Origin of the sequence: Collinsella aerofaciens (assembly GCF_015548375.1) — a bacterium.
GTDB lineage: Bacteria > Actinomycetota > Coriobacteriia > Coriobacteriales > Coriobacteriaceae > Collinsella > Collinsella aerofaciens_AB.
Window position 1 is genome coordinate 36,381 of record NZ_JADMWW010000002.1, and the last position, 23,199, is coordinate 59,579.

At 57.1% G+C, this 23,199-nt stretch carries 18 protein-coding genes and 1 riboswitch; of the genes, 10 read left to right on the forward strand and 8 right to left on the reverse strand.

What is annotated here, in order from left to right; all coding sequences use genetic code 11:
- Window positions 1–107: 107 nt before the first annotated feature.
- Together I1969_RS01445 and dpaL are read right to left on the reverse strand one after the other, a co-directional pair.
- Window positions 108–1,493, reverse strand: coding sequence for a YgeY family selenium metabolism-linked hydrolase (locus I1969_RS01445; RefSeq protein WP_195232234.1), 1,386 nt, complete (start codon window positions 1,491–1,493; stop codon window positions 108–110).
- Window positions 1,494–1,567: 74 nt separating this feature from the next.
- Entirely contained in the window at window positions 1,568–2,782 is a 1,215-nt protein-coding gene (gene dpaL / locus I1969_RS01450) for a diaminopropionate ammonia-lyase (RefSeq protein WP_195232236.1), read from the reverse strand.
- Window positions 2,783–3,059: 277 nt separating this feature from the next.
- Here dpaL and I1969_RS01455 point away from each other — a divergent pair, with 277 nt between their 5' ends.
- Both I1969_RS01455 and I1969_RS01460 read left to right on the forward strand, forming a co-directional pair.
- Window positions 3,060–3,713, forward strand: a complete 654-nt coding sequence (locus I1969_RS01455) for a helix-turn-helix transcriptional regulator (RefSeq protein ID WP_035137462.1) — start codon at window positions 3,060–3,062, stop codon at window positions 3,711–3,713.
- A gap of 123 nt (window positions 3,714–3,836) precedes the next feature.
- On the forward strand, window positions 3,837–4,823 hold the full coding sequence (locus tag I1969_RS01460; RefSeq protein WP_195232244.1) for a hypothetical protein: 987 nt from the start codon (window positions 3,837–3,839) through the stop codon (window positions 4,821–4,823).
- Window positions 4,824–4,860: 37 nt separating this feature from the next.
- Here the strand turns inward: I1969_RS01460 and I1969_RS01465 are convergent, their stop codons facing one another.
- The gene (locus I1969_RS01465) at window positions 4,861–6,183 is read right to left on the reverse strand and encodes an ATP-binding protein (RefSeq protein ID WP_195232246.1); all 1,323 of its coding nucleotides are present in this window, start codon (window positions 6,181–6,183) and stop codon (window positions 4,861–4,863) included.
- Window positions 6,184–6,452: 269 nt separating this feature from the next.
- Window positions 6,453–6,543: riboswitch (SAM riboswitch) on the forward strand.
- 8 nt (window positions 6,544–6,551) lie between these two features.
- Here I1969_RS01465 and I1969_RS01470 point away from each other — a divergent pair.
- Together I1969_RS01470 and xerA are read left to right on the forward strand one after the other, a co-directional pair.
- The gene (locus tag I1969_RS01470; RefSeq protein WP_195232248.1) at window positions 6,552–6,980 is read left to right on the forward strand and encodes a hypothetical protein; all 429 of its coding nucleotides are present in this window, start codon (window positions 6,552–6,554) and stop codon (window positions 6,978–6,980) included.
- 526 nt (window positions 6,981–7,506) lie between these two features.
- On the forward strand, window positions 7,507–8,490 hold the full coding sequence (xerA, locus tag I1969_RS01475) for a site-specific tyrosine recombinase/integron integrase (RefSeq protein ID WP_195232258.1): 984 nt from the start codon (window positions 7,507–7,509) through the stop codon (window positions 8,488–8,490).
- Here xerA and I1969_RS01480 read toward each other — a convergent pair.
- Window positions 8,459–9,019 carry a restriction endonuclease subunit S gene (locus tag I1969_RS01480; RefSeq protein WP_195232263.1) on the reverse strand — a complete coding sequence of 187 codons (561 nt, stop codon included), beginning with the start codon at window positions 9,017–9,019 and terminating at the stop codon, window positions 8,459–8,461. The genes xerA and I1969_RS01480 overlap by 32 nt on opposite strands.
- 130 nt (window positions 9,020–9,149) lie before the next feature.
- Here I1969_RS01480 and I1969_RS01485 point away from each other — a divergent pair, with 130 nt between their 5' ends.
- Genes I1969_RS01485 through I1969_RS01505 form a run of 5 tightly spaced genes read left to right on the forward strand, consistent with a single transcriptional unit; the run spans window position 9,150 to window position 16,717 of the window.
- Entirely contained in the window at window positions 9,150–10,649 is a 1,500-nt protein-coding gene (locus I1969_RS01485) for a type I restriction-modification system subunit M (RefSeq protein ID WP_195232264.1), read from the forward strand.
- Entirely contained in the window at window positions 10,639–12,129 is a 1,491-nt protein-coding gene (locus I1969_RS01490; RefSeq protein WP_195232266.1) for a type I restriction-modification system subunit M, read from the forward strand. Before I1969_RS01485 ends, I1969_RS01490 begins: the two co-directional genes overlap by 11 nt.
- A 1-nt stretch (window position 12,130) precedes the next feature.
- A complete protein-coding gene (locus I1969_RS01495) occupies window positions 12,131–12,670 on the forward strand; it encodes a restriction endonuclease subunit S (protein ID WP_195232268.1) in 540 nt (179 codons plus the stop codon).
- The gene (locus tag I1969_RS11220) at window positions 12,667–13,812 is read left to right on the forward strand and encodes a restriction endonuclease subunit S (protein WP_195232270.1); all 1,146 of its coding nucleotides are present in this window, start codon (window positions 12,667–12,669) and stop codon (window positions 13,810–13,812) included. Before I1969_RS01495 ends, I1969_RS11220 begins: the two co-directional genes overlap by 4 nt.
- The gene (locus I1969_RS01505) at window positions 13,805–16,717 is read left to right on the forward strand and encodes a type I restriction endonuclease subunit R (RefSeq protein ID WP_195232273.1); all 2,913 of its coding nucleotides are present in this window, start codon (window positions 13,805–13,807) and stop codon (window positions 16,715–16,717) included. Before I1969_RS11220 ends, I1969_RS01505 begins: the two co-directional genes overlap by 8 nt.
- A 225-nt stretch (window positions 16,718–16,942) precedes the next feature.
- Here the strand turns inward: I1969_RS01505 and I1969_RS01510 are convergent, their stop codons facing one another.
- The 4 genes from I1969_RS01510 to I1969_RS01525 all read right to left on the reverse strand — a co-directional run bounded on the left by I1969_RS01510 (window position 16,943) and on the right by I1969_RS01525 (window position 21,027).
- Window positions 16,943–17,308 carry a 3'-5' exonuclease family protein gene (locus I1969_RS01510; RefSeq protein WP_195232275.1) on the reverse strand — a complete coding sequence of 122 codons (366 nt, stop codon included), beginning with the start codon at window positions 17,306–17,308 and terminating at the stop codon, window positions 16,943–16,945.
- Window positions 17,305–17,676 carry an exonuclease domain-containing protein gene (locus I1969_RS01515; RefSeq protein WP_195232277.1) on the reverse strand — a complete coding sequence of 124 codons (372 nt, stop codon included), beginning with the start codon at window positions 17,674–17,676 and terminating at the stop codon, window positions 17,305–17,307. The genes I1969_RS01510 and I1969_RS01515 overlap by 4 nt, the downstream gene beginning before the upstream one ends.
- Window positions 17,677–18,131: 455 nt before the next feature.
- Window positions 18,132–19,427: an ATP-binding protein gene (locus I1969_RS01520; RefSeq protein ID WP_006235059.1), complete on the reverse strand. Its 1,296-nt coding sequence runs from the start codon at window positions 19,425–19,427 to the stop codon at window positions 18,132–18,134.
- Between the two features lie 208 nt (window positions 19,428–19,635).
- Entirely contained in the window at window positions 19,636–21,027 is a 1,392-nt protein-coding gene (locus I1969_RS01525) for an ATP-binding protein (RefSeq protein ID WP_195232279.1), read from the reverse strand.
- A 776-nt stretch (window positions 21,028–21,803) separates the two neighbouring features.
- Here I1969_RS01525 and I1969_RS01530 point away from each other — a divergent pair.
- Window positions 21,804–22,802 carry a hypothetical protein gene (locus tag I1969_RS01530; RefSeq protein WP_195232280.1) on the forward strand — a complete coding sequence of 333 codons (999 nt, stop codon included), beginning with the start codon at window positions 21,804–21,806 and terminating at the stop codon, window positions 22,800–22,802.
- Window positions 22,803–23,199: the final 397 nt, after the last annotated feature.

Below are 23,199 nucleotides of genomic sequence, written 5' to 3' on the forward strand. Positions count from 1 at the left end.
CCCGCTACCGTTGAGGAAGCATGGGAGATAACGACCGCGGGCCCCAAGTCAACAGGGGGTGCCGGGGGCATAAACTGTCCCTGGCTCAACAAGATCGAGGAATGGGACTAGTCGATCTTGTTGTTGGTCAGACCGGCGCGGAACACGGTGGCATCGCCATCGGCCTGGCTCGGATCGTAGAGGTTCAGGGCAGCCACATACATGGCGGCAGCGGTGACCAGGTCGTCCTTGTAGGTGACCTCGTTGGGAGCGTGAGCCTGAGACTCGGCACCCGGGCCAAAGCCGACGCAGGGGATGCCGTAGCGGCCCTGGATGGAAACGCAGTTCGTGGAGAAGGTCCACTTGTCGCACAGCGGACGACCGGTGCGCTTGTCCATGCTGGGCTCGCAGCCGATGCGCTCGTCACCGAACATAGCCTTATGGGCGTCGACGAGGGCCTTGACGTGCGGAGCGGTCTCCTTGTTGATCCACGTGGGGAAGTAAGCCTCGGTCTCGTAGACCTCACCGGTCCAGGACGGACGGTCGTACATGTACATGGAGACCTTCACGTCGTCGCCGTACTTCTTGGCTGCCGGCAGGTTACGGATCTCGTCCAGGCAGGACTCCCAGGTCTCACCGGCGGTCATGCGACGGTCGATGGAGATGGCGCAGGAGTCAGCGACAGCGCAACGGCTGGGGCTGGTGTAGAAGATCTGGCTGACGGTGCAGGTGCCGCGGCCCAGGAAGCGGGCGTCCTCGAAGTGCTCGGGGTTGTACTTGGGATCGAGCATCTTGACGAGGCCCTTGATGTCGGTCGACTCGTCGCAGCCGTTGTTGTTGAGAGCGCGAACGTCGGCGATGATGTCGGCCATCTTGTAGATGGCATTGTCGCCGCGGTCGGGAGCAGAGCCGTGGCAGGAGGTGCCGTGAACGTCGACGCGGATCTCCATGCGGCCGCGGTGACCGCGATAGATGCCGCCGTCGGTGGGCTCGGTGGAAATGACGAATTCGGGCTTAATGCCGTCCTTGTTGTAGATGTACTGCCAGCACATGCCGTCGCAGTCCTCTTCCTGGACGGTGCCGACGACCATGATCTTGTAGCCCTCGGGGATGAGGCCCATGTCCTTCATCATCTTGGCAGCGTAGGTAGCAGAAGCCATGCCACCCTCCTGGTCGGAGCCGCCGCGGCCATAGATGATCTCGTCGGTCTCGTAGCCCTCATAAGGATCGGCATCCCAGTTATCGATGTTGCCGATGCCGACGGTGTCGATGTGAGAGTCGATGGCGATGATCTTGTCGCCCTCGCCCATAAAGCCCATGACGTTACCCAGGCCGTCGACCTTGACCTCGTCATAGCCAAGGCTCTCCATCTCGGCCTTAATGCAAGCGACGACCTCACCCTCCTCGCAGGACTCAGAGGGGTGAGAGATCATGGCGCGCAGGAAGCGAGTCATATCAGCACGATGGGACTCAGCAGCAGCCTTGATAGCGTCGAAATCGAGTTCTTTAGCCATTGTTCATAACCTTTCAAACTAAGGAATCTACCTGTGAGGTGGCGGAGCGATACCTATTTACTCCGCCCCAACGATTAGCAAGTGGGGTATTCGCCTTCCCAGACGATGCGACGGTACTGATCCGGATCGGTGTCACCTTCCGTGGAGAAGCAGAGCACGGAGCTCGTCTTATCCAGGCCGATGAGCTCTTTGAGCTCGGCGTACTCAGGATCGAGCATGAGGGTCTCGACCAGGCCAGTGGTCACCGCGCCGGACTCGCCGGAGATGACGCGCGGGTCGCCCTTCTCGGGGGCGCCCAGGGTGCGCATGCCGCGAGCGGTGACCCAGTCGGGGCAGGACACGAAGGCGGTGGCATGGTTGCGCAGGATATCCCAGCCCAGGATGTTGGGCTCGCCGCAGCACAGACCGGCCATGATGGAGGGCATGTCACCGTCCACGATACGCGGATCGCCGTCGCCGGCGGCAGCGCCCTTGTACAGGCAGGCGGCCGGAGCGCACTCGACCACGACGAAGGTGGGCGGGTTATCGGGATACAGGTTGGTGAAGTAGCCCACCACGGCGCCGGCGAGCGAACCCACGCCAGCCTGGACAAACACGTGCGTCGGGCGGTTGATGGCCATCTCGCGCAGCTGCTCGGCAGCCTCGGAAGCCATGGTGCCGTAGCCCTCCATGATCCAAGACGGGATCTTCTCGTAGCCCTCCCAGGCGGTGTCCTGAACGATGACGCCGCGCTCGCAGGCGTCGGCCTCGGCGGCGGCCATGCGCACGCACTCGTCGTAGTTGACCTCTTCGATGGTCACCGTTGCGCCCTCGGCGGCGATGTTATCAAAGCGGGGCTTGGTGGAACCCTTGGGCATGTGCACGACGGCCTTCTGGCCCAGCTTGTTGGCAGCCCATGCCACACCGCGGCCATGGTTGCCGTCGGTGGCGGTAAAGAAGGTAGCCTGGCCAAAGTCCTTGACCAGCTGATCGGAAGTCAGGTAATCGAAGGTGCACTCGGCAACGTCCTTGCCGGTCTCGTCGGCAATGTAGTTGGCCATGGCAAACGAACCGCCCAGAACCTTAAAGGCGTTGAGGCCAAAGCGATAGCTCTCGTCCTTAACGCACAGGTTGGACAGACCCAGGCGCGCAGCCTGGCCGTCCAGGCGGGCAAGCGGAGTGACGGTGTACTGGGGGAACGACTGGTGGAAGGCGCGGGCCTTCTTCACGTGGTCGAGACTCATGATTCCCAAGTGCTTGTCATCGCTCTTGGGCATCGTGTTGCCCGCCCACTGGATCTTATCGGCCATACGGTGAACTCCTTAAGTCCTCTCTTGCCGGCTCCCGCATACGCGTTTCAGCCCATTCCCATTCATGCGACTGAACTTTTATGTGGATGCCAAACAAAAAGTTTGTTAGCACTGTTCTATCACACTTTTTGATTGGCAAACCTAACAAATTGTTTGTTGCCGTAATCGGTACTTTTTCGCCGCCGAACGGTCATGAATTGCCTTGTTGATGGATTTGTTTGCGAACAGATGTGGTTTATGGCAAAGTGTGCCCAAACTAATTTTTAGGAAGGCACCCATGACCCCCGCACAGATTGAGTTTTACAAGCGCCTCGCACACGGCCTGGCGCTCCAATTTGGCCCCAACTGCGAAGTCGTCGTCCACGATCTGGAGACCGAGGACGTGGACCACTCCATCGTAGTGATCGAAAACGGCCACGTCAGCGGGCGCAAACTGGGTGACGGCCCCAGCCATATTGTGTTTGAGTCCATGCACGAGGGCAGCACCGACGTACACGACCGCGAGCCGTACCTCACTAAAACCACCGATGGCAAGCTGCTCAAGTCCTCGACCATCTTTATCCGCAACGACGAAGGCAAGCCCGTCGGCATTTTGGGCATCAACTTTGACATTACGCTTATGAAGGCTTTTGAGCGTTCGCTCGACGCCTTTACCGGCACCGGCGGCACGGGCTATACCGAGCCCGAGCCCATTACCAAGAACATCGGCGACCTGCTCGAGGACCTGCTGCACGAGTGCGAGCAGTTTGTGGGCAAGCCCGCGGCACTCATGACCAAAGACGAGCGCATTCGTGCCATTGGCTACCTCGACCGTCGCGGCGCCTTCCTCATTTCCAAGTCGAGCGAGCGCGCCTGCGAGTTCTTTGGCATCTCCAAGTACAGCTTCTATAGCTACCTCAATGAGGCCAAGGCGGCGGCCGGCGACAAGTAGGCACTCGCCTGGATTGCCCCTCCCCTTTTGGGTGCGAGTTCTGGAAAGCACGAATCCAAGACCGGGCCGCTTGGGAAGTTCCATATAATCGATGTCATTAGTATTTCGAAAGGATGGAACAGAATGGCGTTGAGCAAGGCATCATGCACCGGTCGCGGATTGATTCCGGCAATTGGTGGACATGTGCACCGCATGTTCGATGAGGGTGAAGACGACCTGTTTTCGCTAAGCCTTGACGACGTGATGGATGATCGCCCGTGGACCGCCGACGAACTCATGGGCGGCGGGGCTCGCCCGTCAAACCCCAATCCCGCACTTGCGCCTAAGCCCGCATCTGCGCCGACTCCTGCGCAGTCGCCCGTTTCGACGCCCGCGCCTACGCCCGCACCCACTTCGGCGCCCACGCCCGCTCCCCGCCCCGCAAGCGACCCGTCCGAGACGGCGGCATTTCTCGCTGCAGCGACGCAGGGCAAATCGGCCGACAGCACCGTTATGTACAACGCCCAGCAGTTACCTGTTCCTGCGGCACGCAAGCTTCCGGTCACAAGGCTCGATGAGCCCGTTGCCCATCAGGTTGCCCACGATTCCTGGGCTGCAGCCGATCTGGATGAGACCTCTACCGGCATGCCGGCGCTCGATGTTCCAGTTAACCCGCTTTTTGCCGCCAACACGGGCGCCGCGGACTATGAGGGCGGTGCGGCATATTCCGATTATTCCGATGACTATGCTGGCAACGGTCGCATCGAGACAGAGGATTATGGCACCGCATCGAGCGATTATCTCAACGATCCGTACGCTGCCACGCCTGCACCGGAATATGACCCGGAGGCCGCGTCCGCACCGGCGTATACCAAAAGCACGGGCGAAGAGCGCTTCGCCGATTATTACGCCAAGGAAAAGGCGCTGCGTTTCTCGGAATTTCCGCAGGCAGTCAAGGTTGCCTTTATCGCCATTGTCATTGCCCTGCTCGGCGTCATTGCGTTTGAGGGATTCCAGCTGTTCCGCGGCCCCACCCAAGCGGAGTCGGAGACCCAGCAAAAAGAGGACGATAACCAGTACCTGGACATCAACACCCTCAAGGGCGACCCCAACGACGAGGACGACGAGTAGCGAGGGTTAAGGGAGGGCCGGAAGAGCCGGCGGCACATTACGGCTCCAAAAGCCCTGTCATAAAGATGGGTAGATACAGCACGTCACCATCGCGGTGAAGATTACATTCCGCAAGTACCAGGGCGCGATCGATTCCGTAGCCCTTCGTTGCCAGTGCGTTATCGAGCGCCGCGTGGGACTTAAAGCTCTTGCCCGATTTGACCTCGATAGCAAGCACTTCCCCATCGAGCGTCTCCTCAACAAAATCGAGCTCGCCGACCTTTTTAGACGTAAAGTAGCGCAATCTGAATCCGTGGGCCTTGAGCTCTTGCGCGACAAAGCCCTCGAATGCCGCCCCCATATTCATGCCAAAGGGGCCTTCTGCCTCTCCATCAAAAACTCCTTGGGCAACCTTCTTGGAATATGAGGACATGAGCATTCCGGTGTCCAAGTAAAACAGCTTAAACAGATTTCGCTGCTCCCCCATTAAAAGAGGCGCTACCGGAGCTGTCACGTTATACACGGGAAGCGCAACACCCGCCTCCGAAAGCCAAAGAAAATGGTCTGTCACCTGCGAAAAACGCTTAACACCGCTAATCGACGACAGCTTGAATCGCTTGTTTTTTGAACCGGCCTCGCTGGGAATCAAATCATAGATATCGCGAATAACCAAGCGTAGCTCGGGCGGAGCGTACTTTGCGATGTCATCGCGATACAGGGCGTGAAGATCGCGGTGGATGTTTCGAACCTCGTCGACGTTGCGCGTCGCCAAGAAGGAATTGACCGCGTCGGGCATGCCTCCCACCACCACATACTGATGGAACAGATCGAGCAAGCGGTCATACAGGTAGCCGGGGAGCTCCTCCTCATCCTTTAGACAGCCCCTGAGCATGTCAAACACGCTGGCACCAACGCCATTTGCCCAGCAAAACTCTTCAAAGTCGAGCGGGTACATCTGGACCTGCTCGACATACCCCACCGGCAGGGAATCGATGCCCTCGAGCTCAACGCCAAGGAGCGATCCGGTAAGGATGTATCGAAAGTCGCCGCGCTGGACCAGGTATTTGATAAACGTCACCACGTTGGGGCATCGCTGCACCTCGTCGATAACCACGACGGTCTTGTTCGCAACCATCGGCTGCGTCGCAGCGATAGACATGCGCATAAGCAGGTCATCCGCACTTTTCGCCGCCAAAAACGAATCACGCACGGACGCGTCGGCGATAAGGTCGAACGTCACGACATTTTCGAACGATTCGTTTGCAAAGACGTTGACCAGATATGACTTTCCTACCTGTCGGGCGCCCTTGACCAAAAGAGCCTTGTTAGGCGACGAGGCAAGCCAAGATTCAAACTGTGCTTTCGCTTTTCTCTGCAGCATAAGTGCATCCCTTATTACGTGCTGTTTTAGCACTAGGATACACTTTTCCGCGGTTGTTAGGTGCTCATTTCGACACTTTTTCGAAGTTCTAAAGTGTGCATTACGACACTTTTCCGTACTTTTACACGGGATATTTCGACACTTCTTCGAATTTAAGCCTAACAGCAGCCGGCGAAATCAAGCGCCGCTTGCACGTCATTTCGCAGGCGGCGCTTGATTTCTGTCCGTACACGTTGATAGACTTTCTCTTGCCCGCAAGGAGCGGGCGCGTTTTATCCAGAGTCGGGGTAGAGAGTTGGCTCCACGATCCCGACGCCAACCGGCCAAGAGGCACGGTGGCCCTGCCAACATCGATGAAAGGAGTCCGTATGGACAATTTCTCCGTGCGCAGTGAGCGCAACTTCCACAACCTGGCAACCAAGCCAAAACGAATGCATCTTCTGGACGAGCCGAGCGGCTATGCCTCGGCCATGGTCAAGAGCAGTCTCTCCCACCAGATGCGCTTTACGGTGCAGGTGCTCGAGGAAGAGCTCTGTGCTGCTGGCGGCCCGCACGTACTACAGATTAAGCTGCCCAGAAACGACTCGCGTGAGCCGTCCAGCTGGAAACTCTTCGCCGACGGCGTGTGCGCTGCGGACGGATCCGGCACCTTTGTTATGGATGCTATCGACCAGGGCATGATACAAGCCTGTAAGACATGGGGAGATCACGACGTATTTGCCGACATCGCAGAGGCAATCGTTCTAAGCAAAGCTGCATTTGATATCAAGGAGCGCGCTTGTCAGACGCTTTCATAAATCGCATGGACAGTTGGTCGGTTCCACGCCCAGCACCTGATCGAGGGCATGGTCGCCGCCGGGGTAGACCCGATGCTGGAAGATCTTCTCAGCGCTCCCGCGTAGATTAATCGAGCGCTCTATCGACAAAGATGCATCTACCATAACGGCATGGGGCGTGCTCGCCTTGTACCGACCCCAACCAATCCCGTCGGCGCGACTGCAGTCTCAAACAACCACCGGCACCATCCATCCGCACACGAGAGGCGATGGGCACAGGCGAACCCCTCAACCTCGCTATTCGTAAACTTCATCAGTGTTTCCACATCCCCATCAAAAGAATCCGAAAGACATCCCCCGCTAAGAAAACGCTTCTGAACATCTCGCTTTGCAGGCAAAGCCGCACCGGAGTGATGCAGAGGCCTGCGCAGGGTTTCACGGGTCCCCTTGACGCTGCCTAGCGGAAGTGCCACCCGGCATCCCTTCCATAACGCACGGGTAAACAAAGGGAAATAGCGCCACCCACCGCGCAAGGAAGGACGCCACCATGGATCTCACGAAAACGGCTAGAGAAATTACCCGCCTCATGCTCCCCTACCTGACCACGCAGCAGAACCGCCAGCTCAAAAAGGTTTTATCGCACTGCCTTTTCGATGAAAACCAGTTAGCTGAGAACAGCGGCGACAGTGACAACAAATCATTCCTCGATCTTTTTCTGTCCGCGAAACGCCTCGAAGGTTGCTCGGATAGGACTGTCGCCTACTACGAAGCAACCATTAATAAACTGCTTGAATCGTTCGACACGCCAGCCTGCGACCTGGGAACCGAAGAGATTAGGTCCTATCTTTCCGACTATCAGCAAAAAGCCGGCGTCAGTCGCGTCACCGTCGACAATGTCCGAAGAATCATCTCAAGCTTCTACTCATGGCTCGAAGATGAAGACCATATCATCAAGAGTCCGGTTAGACGCATTAAAAGGGTCAAGGCCCCACAACCCATTAAGGAAACGTATAGCGATGAAGTCGTTGAGATTCTTTGTGATAACTGCGGGTCGCCCCGAAACCTTGCCCTGATCGACCTGTTGCGCTCCACGGGCATGCGTGTGGGCGAACTTGTCTCGTTGGACAGGAGCTCTGTCGACACCATCAATCGTGAGTGCATCGTACACGGCAAGGGAAATAAGGACCGCATCGTCTATTTTGACGCAAAGACTAAAGTCCATATCGAGAATTACCTGTCAACCCGAATGGACAGCTCGGAAGCACTCTTCGTGTCGAGCAAGGCGCCACACGAGAGGCTACAAATTGGCGGCGTCGAGGCGCTGCTTAGAAAACTGGGGCGCGAGCTTGATTTAGGAAGGGTCCACCCTCATAAGTTCAGAAGAACGCTTGCCACAAAGGCAATCGACAAAGGAATGCCCATCGAACAAGTCCAGGTGCTCCTTGGCCATAAAAAAATAGACACCACATTAAGGTACGCAATGGTCGACCAGCGCAATGTCAAAGCATCCCACCGCAGGTACCTAACTTAAATTTCGATTTGTCGACCTGGGCGACGAAGTCGGCGAACTCCTGTTGGAGCTCGAGCGGAGGAACCGGAACCGGCAGCCTTGCCAGCTGAGTTTTAGGGATGTTGACCATGGATTTTGCCGATCCGTGGGCCATGCCTTGAATTAAATCGAGGCCACGGTCACTTCTCATGTACGCAAGTAAATACAGCGCGTTGACATCCTTCGGTTTCATACGAAAGACGAGATCGGGAAACATAAGGCCCCTCACTTCGTTTGGAACATAAACGGTTGTGCCAACTAGCTCAGGCGTATTTTTGCGTGCAAACAAGAGGTCACCCTTTTCGACCTCTTTTATAGACATGAAGTTGTCTTTAGAAATCACTTTGTTTTCGGAGGCGACAAAAGTACCTGAAGATAGCGCGCTCAGCTTAAGGACCCCAAAACCACCAACTCCTCGTGGGCCTTCTCCGCAATTCATACTTTTACCGGTATCAATGGAATCAACGCACTCCGATAGGGGCTTGAAACCCCATTTCTCATCCCCAAACATTTCGACAAATTGTGATTTACAGACGCAGGATGTCTGAATGGGCGGCGATGCTCAGCTCATTTATCTCGGCAAATATGACGGTATAATCACAAGGGCTGTAATTTGTATTTTTGAGCTCATAGGTACCTGAATGACTGAAGAACCGATAAGTAAATCCGAGCTGGGAAACCACTTACTCGGAGCCTGCGATATCCTGCGTGGCCCCATCAACCAGGACGAGTACAAGAGCTACATCACACCGTTGCTCTTCTTCAAGCGCATCTCCGACGTCTACGACGAGGAGACCACCGAAGCTCTAGAGATGTCGGACGGAGACGAAGACTACGCCGCCCTGCCCGAAAACCACAGCTTCGCGGTGCCGGACGGCTGCCATTGGCAGGACGTGCGCAACACCGGCGCAAACGTCGGCAAGGCAATCGTAGACGCCATGGTAGGAATCGAACGAGCCAACCCCGATACCCTCAGCGGCCTCTTCAGTAGCTTCGACGATGCGAGCTGGACAGACAAAGGCAAGCTCTCCGACGAGCGCCTGAAGGACCTCGTCGAGCACTTCTCAGCAAAGAAGTTCGGCAACAGAAACTACAGCGCCGACATGATGGGCGACGCCTACGAATACCTGATCAAGAAGTTCGCCGACATGCAGAAGAAGAACGCCGGCGAGTTCTACACCCCGCGCGAAATCGTCAAGATGATGGTCTCCCTGCTTGAGCCGAAACCTGGCGAGACCGTCTATGACCCCGCCTGCGGCACGGGCGGTATGCTCATCGAAGCCGTGCGGCAGATGGACAACTCCAAGCTAGCTTACGGAAAGCTCTATGGCCAAGAGAAGAACCTCAGCACGTCCGCCATAGCGCGAATGAACCTGTATCTCCACGGCGCGAAGGACTTCCGCATCGCCCAGGGCGACACCCTGCGCGAGCCCGCCTTCCTTGCCGGGAACACCCTCAGGTCGTTCGACTGCGTCCTCGCCAATCCACCCTTCTCCCTTAAGAACTGGGGATCCGCAGAGTTCTCCTCGGACCCATGGGGCCGCAACATCTGGGGTGTCCCCACCGACAAGTCGGCGGACTTCGCATGGGTGCAGCATATGGTCTGCTCCATGGACGAGAAGAGCGGTCGCTGCGCCGTAGTGCTGCCCCAGGGCGCACTGTTCCACGGCGGCAAGGAGGGTGCCATCCGCAAGGAGTTGCTCAAGTCAGACAAGGTCGAGGCAGTGATCTCGCTCGCGAGCGGCGTCTTCTACAGCACCGGCGTCTCCGCCTGCGTGCTGTTCCTCCGGAATGACAAGCCTCCGGCGCATCGGGGCCGCGTCTGCATCATCGACGGTACCGAGATCTTCACCGCCCAGCGCGCGCAGAACATGATCACGGAGGAGAACGCTCAGGAGATGCTCTCCCTCTATCAATCCTACGAACCCGTCGTAGAGAAGTGCGCCATCGCGACGCTCGATGATATAGAGCGCGAGGGTTACGTGCTCTCGGCGAACAATTACGTCGAAAGAAGGCGCGAGGAGATCGAGCCGCCGGCGGAAACCAGGAAACGTTTCTACGACCTCCTTCGCCAGACGAGGAAGTCCGAGGAGAAGCTCCTTGAGCTGCTCTCAAAGGGAGGCTATGTCGATGGAGAGTAGAATCCCCCAGGAAGAGCTGAACAACCATCTATGGAACGCGGCGGTTCTGCTGCGCACCTACATCGATGCCGGCTCGTACAAGCAGTACATATTCCCGCTGCTATTCTTCAAGCGCCTCTCAGATGTTTACGACGAGGAGACCGCCGAGGCATTGGAAGCCTCTGACGGAGATGCGGAGTTCGCCGCCCTTCCCGAGAATCACAGCTTCGCAATCCCGGACGGCGCCCACTGGTGCGATGTCCGCGAGGCCACGGAAAACATCGGTAAGGCCATCGTGGGCGCCTTCCGCGCCATCGAGACGGCCAACGGTTCCAAGCTGCGTGGTATCTTCGGCGACGCCGCCTGGACTAACAAGAAACGACTTCCCGACCGCCTGCTCAAGGACCTCATCGAGCACTTCAGCGCTATAACGCTCTCCATCGCCAATTGCCCCGAGGACGAGCTCGGCCAGGGCTACGAGTACCTCATCAAGAAGTTTGCGGACGATTCTGGACACACCGCTCAAGAGTTCTACACCAATCGCACGGTCGTCCACCTAATGACCGAAATCCTCCAGCCCAGGCCCGGCGAGTCCATCTACGACCCCACCTGCGGCAGCGCCGGCATGCTCATCTCCTCCATTGCCCACCTCAAACAGCACGGAGAGGAATGGCGCAATGTTCACGCCTACGGACAGGAGATCAACCAGCTATCCTCCGCCATCGGACGCATGAACCTATTCCTGCACGGCGTCGAGGACTTCGAAATCGCAAACGACGACACGCTACGGCACCCAGCCTTCCTCGAGGCGGGAAAGCTGCGCACCTTCGATATGGTACTCGCTAACCCTCCCTACTCGATCAAACAATGGGACCGCGAGGCGTTCGCGTCGGACCCCTACGGCCGCAACTTCCTCGGCACCCCGCCGCAGGGACGAGCAGACTACGCCTTCATACAGCACATCCTCAAGAGTATGGACCCACACACAGGCAGGTGCTCCATTCTCCTCCCCCATGGCGTACTCTTCCGCAACGAGGAATCGGAGATGCGCGAAAGGCTCGTGAGAAGCGATCTCGTTGAGGCGGTCATCGGACTCGGCGCAAACCTCTTCTTCAACTCGCCCATGGAGGCCTGCATCCTCATCTGCCGCAGCGAGAAAGCGCCGAATCGAAGCAAGAAAATACTGTTCGTAGATGCCTCTGCCGAGGTAACCCGCAAGAACGCGCAAAGCTACCTTGAGCCTCAACACATCAAGAGAATCGTCGATGCCTACCGATCTGACGAGGACATCGAAGGGTTCTCATCCCACGCATCGTTTAGTGAGCTCGAGGGCAACGCCTTCTCGCTCTCCATCCCTCTGTACGTGAAGCCCTCCAATGATGAAAATGCTGACGACAGAAGCATCGAGGAGACGGTAGAAAGCTGGAGAGCCGCCTCCACAGAGGCCGCGTCCCTGCTCGATATTATTGCTGCGAAATTGCATGAAAACGATGGTGAGTAACATGACCCACGTTTGCCTGGGCGATGTGGCCCGCGAAATCAAACAGAAGGTCCCTGTAGACCAAGAACTGCCGACGGTCGGCCTTGAGCATCTGGACCCCGGCGAAGTCGAACTCGCCCATTGGGACGAAGGTGTCGAGACCACCTTCACTAAGGCTTTCTCAAAGGGGCAGGTGCTGTTCGGGCGTCGCAGGGCCTACCTGCGCAAAGCGGCCGTCGCCCCATTCGACGGAATCTGCTCTGGAGACATCACCGTCATCGCCCCCAAGGACAACCTCTCTCCGAGGCTGCTCCCGTTCATCATCCAGAACGACGCCCTATTCGAGCACGCCGTCACCAATTCGGCAGGCTCCCTCTCGCCAAGAGTCAAGTGGCAGAGCCTTTCGCAATTTGAATTCGAGCTTCCCAGCATCGCTAAGCAAGAAGATCTTGCCGACATACTCTGGACCGCACAAGAAACGAGGTCTCACTACAGGCAGCTGCTTACAGCCTGCGATGACGTCGTCAAATCACAATTTAGCGGCCGGAGGTGCGCAGCGTGACAAGGTATAGGTTCGACCAAATAGCAGAGAACAGCACCGCGAAGAAGAAACCCGAGGACAGCGACCGCGAGCGATATGTCGGCCTCGAGCACCTAGACCCCGGCACGCTCGAAGTGACCCGCTGGGGTGCCGAGGTGACGCCGAAGGGCGACAAGCTCCTCATGGAGAGGGGCGACGTGTTGTTCGGTCGTCGCAGGGCCTACCAGAAGAAGGTCGGCATCGCCCCGTTCGACGGCATCTTCTCGGCGCATGGCATGGTGCTGCGCCCGAGAACCGACGTTGTCGATCCGGACTTCTTCCCGTTCTTCATTAGCTCGGACGTGTTTCTCGATGAGGCCATCCGCGTCTCCGTGGGCTCGCTCTCGCCGACGGCGAACTGGAAGGACCTCAGGGTCCTGGAGTTCAGCCTGCCGACGTTGGATAAGCAACGCGAGCTTGCCGGCATCCTCTCTGAGGCCGAGCAGCTCAAGGGGTGTTACCGCGGCTTGCTTGCCACCTGCGACGACATCGTCAAATCACAATTTGTCGAGATGTTCGATAAGCCTGGCATTCCGATAAAACATCTTGAAGACATAGCTGATATTCAGGGCGGGATTACAAAGAACAAAAAACGAGAAGCCATGAAGTTGCAGCTTCCATACCTTCGTGTCGCCAATATTCTCCCCAATGAACTTGACCTAACGGAAGTGAAGACCATTGGACTGACGGAACAGGAGTATGAAGCTGTTAGGCTAATATCCGGCGACTTGTTAATTGTTGAGGGTAATGGCAGCGATACACAAATAGGAAGATCGGCAATTTGGAATGGTCAAATTGATCCTTGCGTCCATCAGAATCACCTAATCCGAGTTCGCCTAAGAGACGAGGCCCTCCCGCTTTATGTTCAAACTTTCTTGTCGTCCTCCGAAGGAAGGAGACAAATCATGGCTAAAGCGGTCAATACCTCAGGTTTACACACCTTAAGTACCAGGAAAATTCGATCAATTGAGATTCCTGTGCCTCCGTTTTCCCTCCAGAGAGAATTCGCTGACTTCGCCACTTCGATCGACAAATCGAAATTTGCCGTACAAAAGGCCCTCGATGAGCTAAACGCCACGACGAAGAAAATCTTGAACCAGGAGTTAGGGCTCGGAAATGTTTAACGAGGACAACACCATCGAGCAAATGAGCGTCGAGGCGCTTGCCAGCCTTGGCTGGAGATACGTGGCTGCCGAAGACCTCCCGCGCCGCCATGCCGACGTCATGGTCGAGCCCATGGTCAAGGACGCCCTCATCAGGCTTAACCCGGAGATTGCAGAAGACCCCGATCGCGCCGACGAGATCATCTACCGACTCAGGGCCCTCATTCAGTCCACAAGTCCGCAGAACCTGGTCTCCACCAACGAGCGGTTCAAAAAGCTCGTCATCGAGGAGAACTCATTCCCCTACGGCAAAGACGGCCGCATGGTCCCCATCCGCTTCTTTGGCACGGCGGCGGACGGCGATCTTGACAAAAACGAGTACATCGTCACCAACCAGTGGGTCTACCCCCAGGAACAGGGCGGCAAGCGCCTCGACCTCGTCCTTCTTGTCAATGGATTTCCGCTCGTCATCGGCGAGCTCAAGACGCCGGTGCGCGATTCGATAACCTGGCTCGACGGCGCTGGCGACATCGCTAAATATGAGAAGAGCATCCCGCAGATGTTCGTCTGTAGCGCCATCAACTTCGCCAGCGAAGGAAAATGCTATCGCTACGGGTCGGTGAACATGCCTCCCGAGATGTGGGGACCCTGGCATGAGGGCGACAAGAAGAGCGAGGGCACACTTGCCGACGTCAAGAGAAGCATGGCATCCATGCTCACCCCCTCGAACGTCATGGACATCTTCCAGTTCTTCACGCTCTTCGCCACCGACAAGAAGCATCGACGCATCAAGCTGATCTGTCGCTACCAACAGTTCGAGGGCGCGAACCTCATCGTGGACCGCGTCCGCGCAGGATACCCGAAGTGTGGCCTCATTTGGCATTTCCAGGGCTCAGGAAAGTCACTGCTCATGGTATTCGCCGCCCAGAAGCTGCGCATGGTCCCCGAACTCAAGAACCCGACCGTCGTCATCGTGGATGACCGAATCGACCTCGAGACCCAGATCACAGGGACCTTCAACGCATCCGATATCCCCAACCTCGCAAGCGCCGGCAGCAAGGAGGAGCTTGAGTCCTTCTTCAAGCAGGACATGAGAAAGGTCCTCATCACCACCATCTTCAAATTCGGCGAGGTTGCGGGGACGCTCAACGAGCGCGAGAACATCATCCTCATGGTCGACGAGGCGCACCGCACCCAAGAGGGCGACCTCGGCGAGAAGATGCGACTCGCCTTGCCAAACGCCTTCTTCTTCGGCTTGACCGGCACGCCCATCAACCGAACCGACAAGAACACGTTCCACACCTTCGGTGCCAAAGAGGACAAGTCCGGCTACATGAGCCGCTATTCCTTCGCCGACTCCATCCGCGACCACGCCACATTGCCGCTCCATTTTGAAACCGTTCCCGTCGAGCTCCACGTCAACCAAGAGGTCGTGAACGCCGCCTTTGACGAAATGACCCGAGACCTCAGCAAAGAGGACAAGGCGGAACTCACCAGGCGCGTCAAGATCGAAGCCGTCATGAAGGCCCCCGACCGCATTCACAAGGTGTGTGAACACATTGCCAAACACTTCAAATCGAAGGTTGAGCCCGACGGCTTCAAGGCGCAGGTAGTCTGCTACGACCGAGAGTGCTGCCTGCTGTATAAGGAGGAGCTCGACAAGCTCTTGGGCGCTGATGCAGTCACCATCGTCATGGACACGAACAACGACAAGGAGGACCGGTACAAGGCATATCGTCGCGATCGCGATGCCGAAGAAAAGCTCCTTGACCGTTTCCGCGACCCGGACGATCCACTCAAGATTCTCATCGTCACTGCAAAGCTGCTCACGGGGTTCGATGCGCCCATCCTGCAAGCTCAGTACCTTGACAAGCCCTTGCGCGACCACACGCTGTTGCAGGCAATCTGTCGAACCAACCGCGTCTACAACGACAAGAAGACATTCGGTCTCATTGTCGACTATATCGGCCTCTTCGACAACGTCGCCAAGTCTCTGCACTTCGACGAGGCCGAGGTGCAGAAGGTTATAACCAACATCGACGAGGTAAAGGCCGAGCTACCCGGGCTTATGCATTGCTGTCTTGAGTACTTCTCAACGGTCAGAGACCGCCGCAGCGCGGATTGGGAGTCCCTTCTCGAAGCTCAACAATGCCTGCCAACGACAAAGGTGAAAGACCAGTTTGGGGCCGACTTCTCGGTCTTGAACAGAGCGTGGGAAGCCCTTTCGCCCGACGCATGTCTCAATCCCTACAAGCCCGATTTCATCTGGCTCTCGCAGGTCTACGATTCCGTGAGACCGGTAGACAATCGCGGGAAGCTCATCTGGGCAGCGCTCGGGCCCAAGACAATCGAGCTCGTGCACGAGAACATCACCGTCGAGAGAGTCCGAGACGATGACGACATCCTTGAGCTCGACGAGGACATGATCGAGCACTTCATCAACGACAAGAGCAATACCGAGAAGATCACGCGTAAGCTGGAGATAGATCTCGTCGCCCGAATCCGCAGGCACGATAAGAATGGCAAGTTCCAGAAGCTCGGCGAGCGCCTGGAGGACCTGAGGGAACGTCACGAGCAAGGTCTCATCAACAGCGTCGAGTTCCTCAAGATGCTCATCGACCTCGCCAAAGAAGCACGAGCCGCCGAAAAGGAAGTCGTGCCCGAGGAAGAGGAGGACAAGGGAAAGGCTGCTCTCACTGAGCTCTTTAACGGCATCAAGAACGGCGACACGCCTATCATCGTCGAGAACATCGTCAATGACATTGACGAGATCGTTAAGATAACTCGCTTCGACGGCTGGCAAGCTACCACGGCTGGCGTGAAAGAGGTTAAAAAACAGCTCCGTGCCATTCTGTGGATGCGCTATAAGCTCAAAGACCAGGCTCTTTTTGATAAGGCGTATTCGTATATCGAACTCTACTATTAGGTAACAGAAGACAGAGTTCTAGGGACGCTCCGCATTAACCATTTCATAGGATGTGGAGCGTCCCAATTTGAACGAGTAACGTCTTGCGATGGGCGAATGCTGCGGTCCCAATGGCTCGATAACCTTTTCTTAGTCTGGTGTTTAAGTCTTCACTAGAAGCCATCCACACTTTGTAGTTAATTGGTTCCTTCTTCACAGGCGAAACGACAATATTGTCTGCCCCGCCTACCTCCCCTCCGCCTTCAGCCTCAGCAGCAGGTCTCTCAGCTCGGGGCACTTGCTGGAAAGGCGCGTCTGGGGTCGCTCGCCCATCCCCCAACGCTGGCGGACTTCCTGGGCGTGCGGACTCACGCGGTAGTCCCCATCCATCATCTGCTTGAGCAGCTTGGCGGTCACGCGCGCATCGGCTAGGGCGCTGTGGGCGTGGCCCGTCGACTCGTCGAACTCGATACCAAACCACGTCGCCGCGTCACTCAAAGAGACGCACCCGTGGCTGCCCACGTCCATGATCGAGGTGTAAAACGCCTGCAGGTCGGCCCAGTCCGTAGGAAATGCGGCAAGGTCGATGTGTTTTGCCTGGCACTCGGTCAAAAGCTGTCGACGATCCGCCCCGCTCCAACGACCACCTGGGCGGAGTAGCGACCGATCCAATCGCTGAGCCTTTTGATCACCGCATAGAGCGGGTCGGCCATCGCGGTGTCCACGGCCGATATCCCCGTGAGCTCGCGGACGGGAAACGCAACGCCTTCGGTAAATTCTGTCTGCACAAACTGCGAGAACTCGCCTATAACGTTGCCGCGGTTATCGAGCTTGACGGCGCCGACCTCGATAATCTCATTGCGCAGTCCACGGCGCTGGCGCTGCTTTGGCACCGGCGCAAACTCAAAGTCCAGCACAATCTGGCGCGCAAAGTTCGTCGTATCGATAGCCGAGATACGCGGCGTCTTTTCAGCTGACACGGTTATGGCCTTTCTCCGTCAAATGCCGCTTACTACATAGGCGGCTACATTGCCGTAAGGATAGGTGGCCGCGCGGACATGAAAGCTGGGCGCAATACCATGCGCCAGGCACACGTCATGCAGACGGCCCCAAGAGAGTTGCCCGCTCTATTCAAATGCATGAAAAAGATTTAGGCCCGGTGACTTGAATCAGCGGTCATCCCGGGCCCATCAGAGCTCGTAGAGCTCTTGGTTGCTTTGGTCTCGCTCTTCACGGCGCTTATCGAACTTTCCGAGGCACTCAAGCAGCATTCGAAGCATAACAAGTCGCTGCCATTAAGGCACTGACCTCTTGACCAAGCAACGGCGCTGCCCAGCTATCACCCTTGGGCTGCCGTCAACTTTATTCTATCCGCGAGCATCTGGTTTACCAAATGGATTTTCGGTAAAGGAAGCACGGCACGCCCGCAAAACCACTACGCCCCAAGTGCCGCCATGGGAATCACCGCCACGCCGTCGTCGCGTGTATAGGCAATGCTCCCCTTTCCAACCACGACCGCCAAAAACGCCGGCGCGGCATTCTGGGCGGCAGGATTGGAGAGCACTTTCCTCTCCAGCGCCTTGAGATTTCTCGCTCCATCGTCTGCTTTCGCATCACTCAGCTTGACCTCGATGGCTCCCCAGCGCCCGTCGTGCTCAACGATCAGATCGACCTCAAGGCCCTTCTCATCTCGGAAATAATGGACACTGTTGTCGACACCGCCGTAGGTGGAAAGGAACACGCGCACGTCGCGCAGGACGAGATTCTCAAAGAGCATCCCCAGCGTTTGCATATCGCCAAGCAGCCGCTCAGGGGTAGCCCCCAGCAACGCCGCCGCAAGTGACGGGTCACAGAAGTAGCGCTTGGGGCGCACGCGAACGCGGGCCTTCGAGCGCATGGGCGGCTCCCATCCGCACAGGTCCTCGGTCAGCTTGAGCCTGTTGAAGAGGTCCAAGTACGCAGCGATGGTCCTCTCGTCGGGGCCCGCCTCACCGTACGAGGCGTCCTTTACGAGCGTCTTGTACGTGACAGCCTGGCTCTCGTTCATGGCAAGAGCTCGCAAAAGGCCGTGTGCAAGCTCGGGCGACATGCCCTCGTCCAGCACGTTGACGTCGAGCACCGAGTGCACGTACTGGCTTGCCGTCTCTCGCGCAAGATCTTCCGAAAGCCCAAGATTTGCAGGCCAACCGCCCCTGCAGCACCAGCGGGCGACGTCATCCACCGTGCTCTCGCGACGCTGAGGGGCAAAATCCTCGCCCTTAAAGAGGCTTGCCAGTGACACGAGCGGCTCGCCGTCGCCCGACTCACACAGGGCCATGGGGCGCATTGACAGACGGGCGATCCTACCCGTGCCGGAATGACGAACATGGCTGCGCTCCTCGCTTTTGAGCGCGGTCGAGCCCGTGAGCAAAAGTGTCCCCCGTTCGTTGCCGCTCGCGTCCACGAAACGCCGGGCGGCATCCCAAACCTCGGGCACCTCCTGCCATTCATCGACCAGGTGTGGCGCATCGCCGATGAGCGCCAGGCTTGGGTCGACCTCTGCCGCCGCACGCTGCGCAGGCTCATCGAGCCTGGAGACGCTCGCCGAGCGAGAGAGCGCCGTCCAGGTCTTGCCGCACCATTTGGGGCCGTTGATCTCCACACAGCCAAACGCCCGCATAAGGGTGTCGAGGCGCTCCTCTATGAGCCGGGGCCTATATCCCTTTTGGGTCAATCTCTTTGGTGCATCCATAGACGACCGTCCCTCTCTATCACGCGATATGCGAAATTACGCCATTCTCAATGCTGATTTTACGCTACTTTCAATGTAGTTTTTACGCCATGACAGATGTAGTTTTTACGCCATGACAGATGTAGTTTTTACGCCATTTTCATTGAAGGTTTTACGCTTGGCATCCTTAGCGCGACCCATTCCGAGCATCACATCAGAGCGTGCTTGGTTATCTCCGCTCGCACATCTCGGCAAACGAAATCAGCTTGGCATCTCCCCTGCTCGCCGCAGCTTCCTGACATCCTTGCGTAAAGCCTCGCTTCGAGAAGATCGCATAGCTTTTGTGCTGCCGCCTAAAGAGCTCGCTTCGATGCACGAGCTTTTGCAGCACGTCTTCGCCCACCGGTTCATTGCGCCATTTGCATTCCGCAAACAGCGCAGTGCCCTCGCCATCGTCAACAATCAAGTCGATTTCTTCCTGCGTATGCGTGCGATTATCCGTCCCCCACCAGCGCCCAACGCTTGCCGGAACCACATCAAGCTGGCCCGCCCGCGCGAGTTCGTACACGTATTGTCTGCATATAAGCTCAAAGACCGTACCCATGTAATCCGATACGTGCGGCTCAATGCGCTCATACGCCATCTCGGCCATATCGTTTTGAATCAGCCCGATGTTCTGCGGAACAAACTTGTACCAGAACCTAAACATCTGATCGCTCAGCAGATACACGGCTCGCTTATTGCTCGTCTCGTTTAGGGGCAGCTCGCGCTCGACAATCCCAAGCGACGCCAGCTTATCCACATAGCTCTTTACGTTGCTCGCAGGGATTCCCGTAGAGCTCGCAATCTCCGAGATCTTCGAGCGCCCCTGGGCAATTGCTTGCACGATCGCATCATATTGCTCGGGATTGCGGCACTCCTGCAATAGCAGGTTACTCGGCTCCTCAAAGAGATAGCCCGTAGGAGTAAGAAAAAGACGTTTGATGTTGTCCTTGAGCGGTGCGGCAGGATCGACTTTCTCGATATATGCAGGAATGCCACCCGTCATGCCATAGCAAACTGCAGCGTCTTCGCGACCCATGCTCTGCCACAGGCCGAGGGTCGTCATAAAATCGAGCGGCATGATCTTAAACTGGGCCGTACGCCTACCGTATAGTGGGCTCTCGTAGCCCAACACCTGTTCCTCCATAAACGAAAGAGACGAGCCGCATAGGATCAGCATTAGCCTGGTCTCTTTGTATAAGTGGTCGATCTTGTCTTGCAGCAACGAGCTGATCTCGGGATTCGATTGGGCGAGATAGGGATACTCGTCAATCACGACAATCAAACGCTCCGTTCGAGCCATGGTGACCAATGCATCGAACGCCTCGTCAAAACTACGAAACGACACGCCTGCAGCACCAACCGAGCCTGCAAGTATCGCCTGGCTAAAGCCGTGCAGGTTTGCCTCCGCATTGGTACGACGAGCTTGAAAGTAAATAGCCTTCTTGCCTTGGATGAACTCTGTGATAAGGCGCGTTTTACCCACACGACGGCGGCCGTAAATCACAGGCATCTCAAAGGAGTCCGTGCCATACAGTCGATTGAGCTCGGACATTTCCGCTGTTCTTCCGACAAACATAGACCATCCTTCCTTTACGTTATAGCTAGCTATATTATACCTTCCTATAATATAGCTAGCTATAACGTAATTCGACAAGCGGCGCACACGAAAGGGGCGGTACACCACCGCACGTGGACCGTTCCGGAAAATGCATCCCGTTCTGGAGCCAAAAACTGGGCCGTAGTTTCCGCCAAGCATCCCATCCGGAAAGCGTGTCCCGTTCTGAGCCTGAATTCTGGGATGCACTTTCCGCTGAAGCTTCTACCGGAAAATGCATCCCATTCCGAGCGCTCATTCCGGGACACAGCTTCCGCATGCGGCCCCGTTGGGAAAGTTCATCCCGCTCTGAGGGCTCGTTCCGAGATGCAATTTCCGCTTGAGGCCCGATCCGGAAACGGTATCCCACTCTGGAGCCGAAATCTGGGACACAGTTTCCGCTTGAGGGCTGTTCCGGAAAGCGCGTCCCGTTCCGAGCGGCAATTCCGGGTCACGGTTTCCTCAGGTACAAGACGACGATCCTCCGCCCTTATCACATGCCTTCAAATATGCGATCCAGAAACACAAAACAGCAGATAGAATGCTCTTTTTCAAAAAGTACACGTCCCGAAACTTACCAAGACTTCATATCCAGCTACCGTTCACGGTCGCCGATTACCGCCCACCGATTCAAACAAGAAATATGTCGCCAAAAGCAGGTCATCTACCTGCATGGTTAGATTTTGGTCAGCTTTTGGTCAGCTGAGCGGCAAGTTCCAGCTGATACGTTTTTGCTACCCAAAAGGAGGCGGTAGCTCATGACCCATTGTAATGACCAGCTCATCGACCAACTGCTCACTCAAGCCGAACAAGAGGGGCGCTGTCTGATTCCCCCGAGCGCGGCGATCCGAAAAGCGCTCCTTCGGCGCATCGGCAGCGCGGTCGTCTCTCCCATGCCGGGTTTGTTCGCGCGCAAAATGCGCTGGGATGAGCTCAACCGGGCGCAGCGTCATTGCGAGATTATTCGCGCCCTTGCGATCATCCACCCCGATTGGACGTTCTGCTCGTTTTCGGCAGCTTGCCTGCTGAGGCTCGAGGTCTCGTGGCGACACCTGAATGTCGTGCATGTTTGCAGCTCGACAAAGCCGTCGGCTCGTCCGGGCGCACATATTCAGCGACACCAGATTGAGCCGGCCGGAGCAATACGCAGAGCCGGCATATCGGTGACGCCGCCCATCCAAACGGCCACAGATTGCCTGCTGCAAACTGGTTTTGCCGACGGCATGCCCATTGCCGATTCGGCGATCTCAAAGCTCGGCCTTGCGCCGGAACAGCTGATGGAGGCCGTTGAGCAACGAGCGGCTGCCCGCAATGGTCGCGCGATCCACACCGCCCTCGCAACGCTTCGATATGCCGACGCCCGCGCCGAGAGCGGCGGGGAATCGGTCGCCCGAGCCGTCATGATCGAGACGGGCTTTGCGCCCGACTGGCTTCAATACGAGCTGACGGACCCCTTCGATTCGGCCAAGCCCATACGAACGGACTTTGCCTGGGAGCGCCAGGCGCGGGAACTCACGCTGGGCGAGCTCGACGGGCTCATCAAATATACCGACCAGACCATGCTGGCCGGACGCACCACCGCCGAGGCGCTCGTTGCCGAACGACAGCGCGAGGCACACCTATCGCTCTACGGTCACCCTCTGCTGCGCTTTACCATGAGCGAAGTCCGCTCGGCAGGACTGCTCGCGAAAAAGCTGCAGACGGCAGGCATCCGGCAGACCGCGCTGCCGACATGGCTCAACGACGTGGAGCTGTAGGGGCCGCTGAACGGCGACTCGCCGCGTCGCATCTTGCCAATCTGGGACATGCTTTCCCAGCAGCCACGCTGGCGGAAAGTGCGTCCCAGTCTGGACGCTCAAAACGGGATGCACTTTCCGGATGGTAGGCCTAACGGAAAGCGTGTCCCAGAATGAACGCTCAAACTGGGATGCAGTTTCCAAGTGAACGACAACCGGAAAGTGTGTCCCATTCCAGGCGCGGATTCCGGGATGCACTTTCCGTTTGAAGCTCCAACCGGAAAGCGCATCCCATTCTGGAGCCGAAATCTGGGACGCAGTTTCCGTATGCGGAGGTGCTTCAAGCAAAAGGCCCCGGCTCACGATGGAGCTGGGGCCAAAGGCGCAGCTTATACAGTTGATGGCAAGCGCAGGCGGC

Coding starts and splice junctions, on each gene's coding strand:
- I1969_RS01520 (WP_006235059.1), bottom strand. CDS start 19,427: ATGGATGCACCAAAGAGATTGACCCAAAAGGGATATAGGCCCCGGCTC.
- dpaL (WP_195232236.1), bottom strand. CDS start 2,782: ATGGCCGATAAGATCCAGTGGGCGGGCAACACGATGCCCAAGAGCGAT.
- I1969_RS01465 (WP_195232246.1), bottom strand. CDS start 6,183: ATGCTGCAGAGAAAAGCGAAAGCACAGTTTGAATCTTGGCTTGCCTCG.
- I1969_RS01485 (WP_195232264.1), top strand. CDS start 9,150: ATGACTGAAGAACCGATAAGTAAATCCGAGCTGGGAAACCACTTACTC.
- I1969_RS01495 (WP_195232268.1), top strand. CDS start 12,131: ATGACCCACGTTTGCCTGGGCGATGTGGCCCGCGAAATCAAACAGAAG.
- I1969_RS01445 (WP_195232234.1), bottom strand. CDS start 1,493: ATGGCTAAAGAACTCGATTTCGACGCTATCAAGGCTGCTGCTGAGTCC.
- I1969_RS01505 (WP_195232273.1), top strand. CDS start 13,805: ATGTTTAACGAGGACAACACCATCGAGCAAATGAGCGTCGAGGCGCTT.
- I1969_RS01480 (WP_195232263.1), bottom strand. CDS start 9,019: ATGTTTGGGGATGAGAAATGGGGTTTCAAGCCCCTATCGGAGTGCGTT.
- I1969_RS01455 (WP_035137462.1), top strand. CDS start 3,060: ATGACCCCCGCACAGATTGAGTTTTACAAGCGCCTCGCACACGGCCTG.
- I1969_RS01525 (WP_195232279.1), bottom strand. CDS start 21,027: ATGTTTGTCGGAAGAACAGCGGAAATGTCCGAGCTCAATCGACTGTAT.
- I1969_RS01530 (WP_195232280.1), top strand. CDS start 21,804: ATGACCCATTGTAATGACCAGCTCATCGACCAACTGCTCACTCAAGCC.
- I1969_RS01470 (WP_195232248.1), top strand. CDS start 6,552: ATGGACAATTTCTCCGTGCGCAGTGAGCGCAACTTCCACAACCTGGCA.
- I1969_RS01490 (WP_195232266.1), top strand. CDS start 10,639: ATGGAGAGTAGAATCCCCCAGGAAGAGCTGAACAACCATCTATGGAAC.
- I1969_RS01460 (WP_195232244.1), top strand. CDS start 3,837: ATGGCGTTGAGCAAGGCATCATGCACCGGTCGCGGATTGATTCCGGCA.
- xerA (WP_195232258.1), top strand. CDS start 7,507: ATGGATCTCACGAAAACGGCTAGAGAAATTACCCGCCTCATGCTCCCC.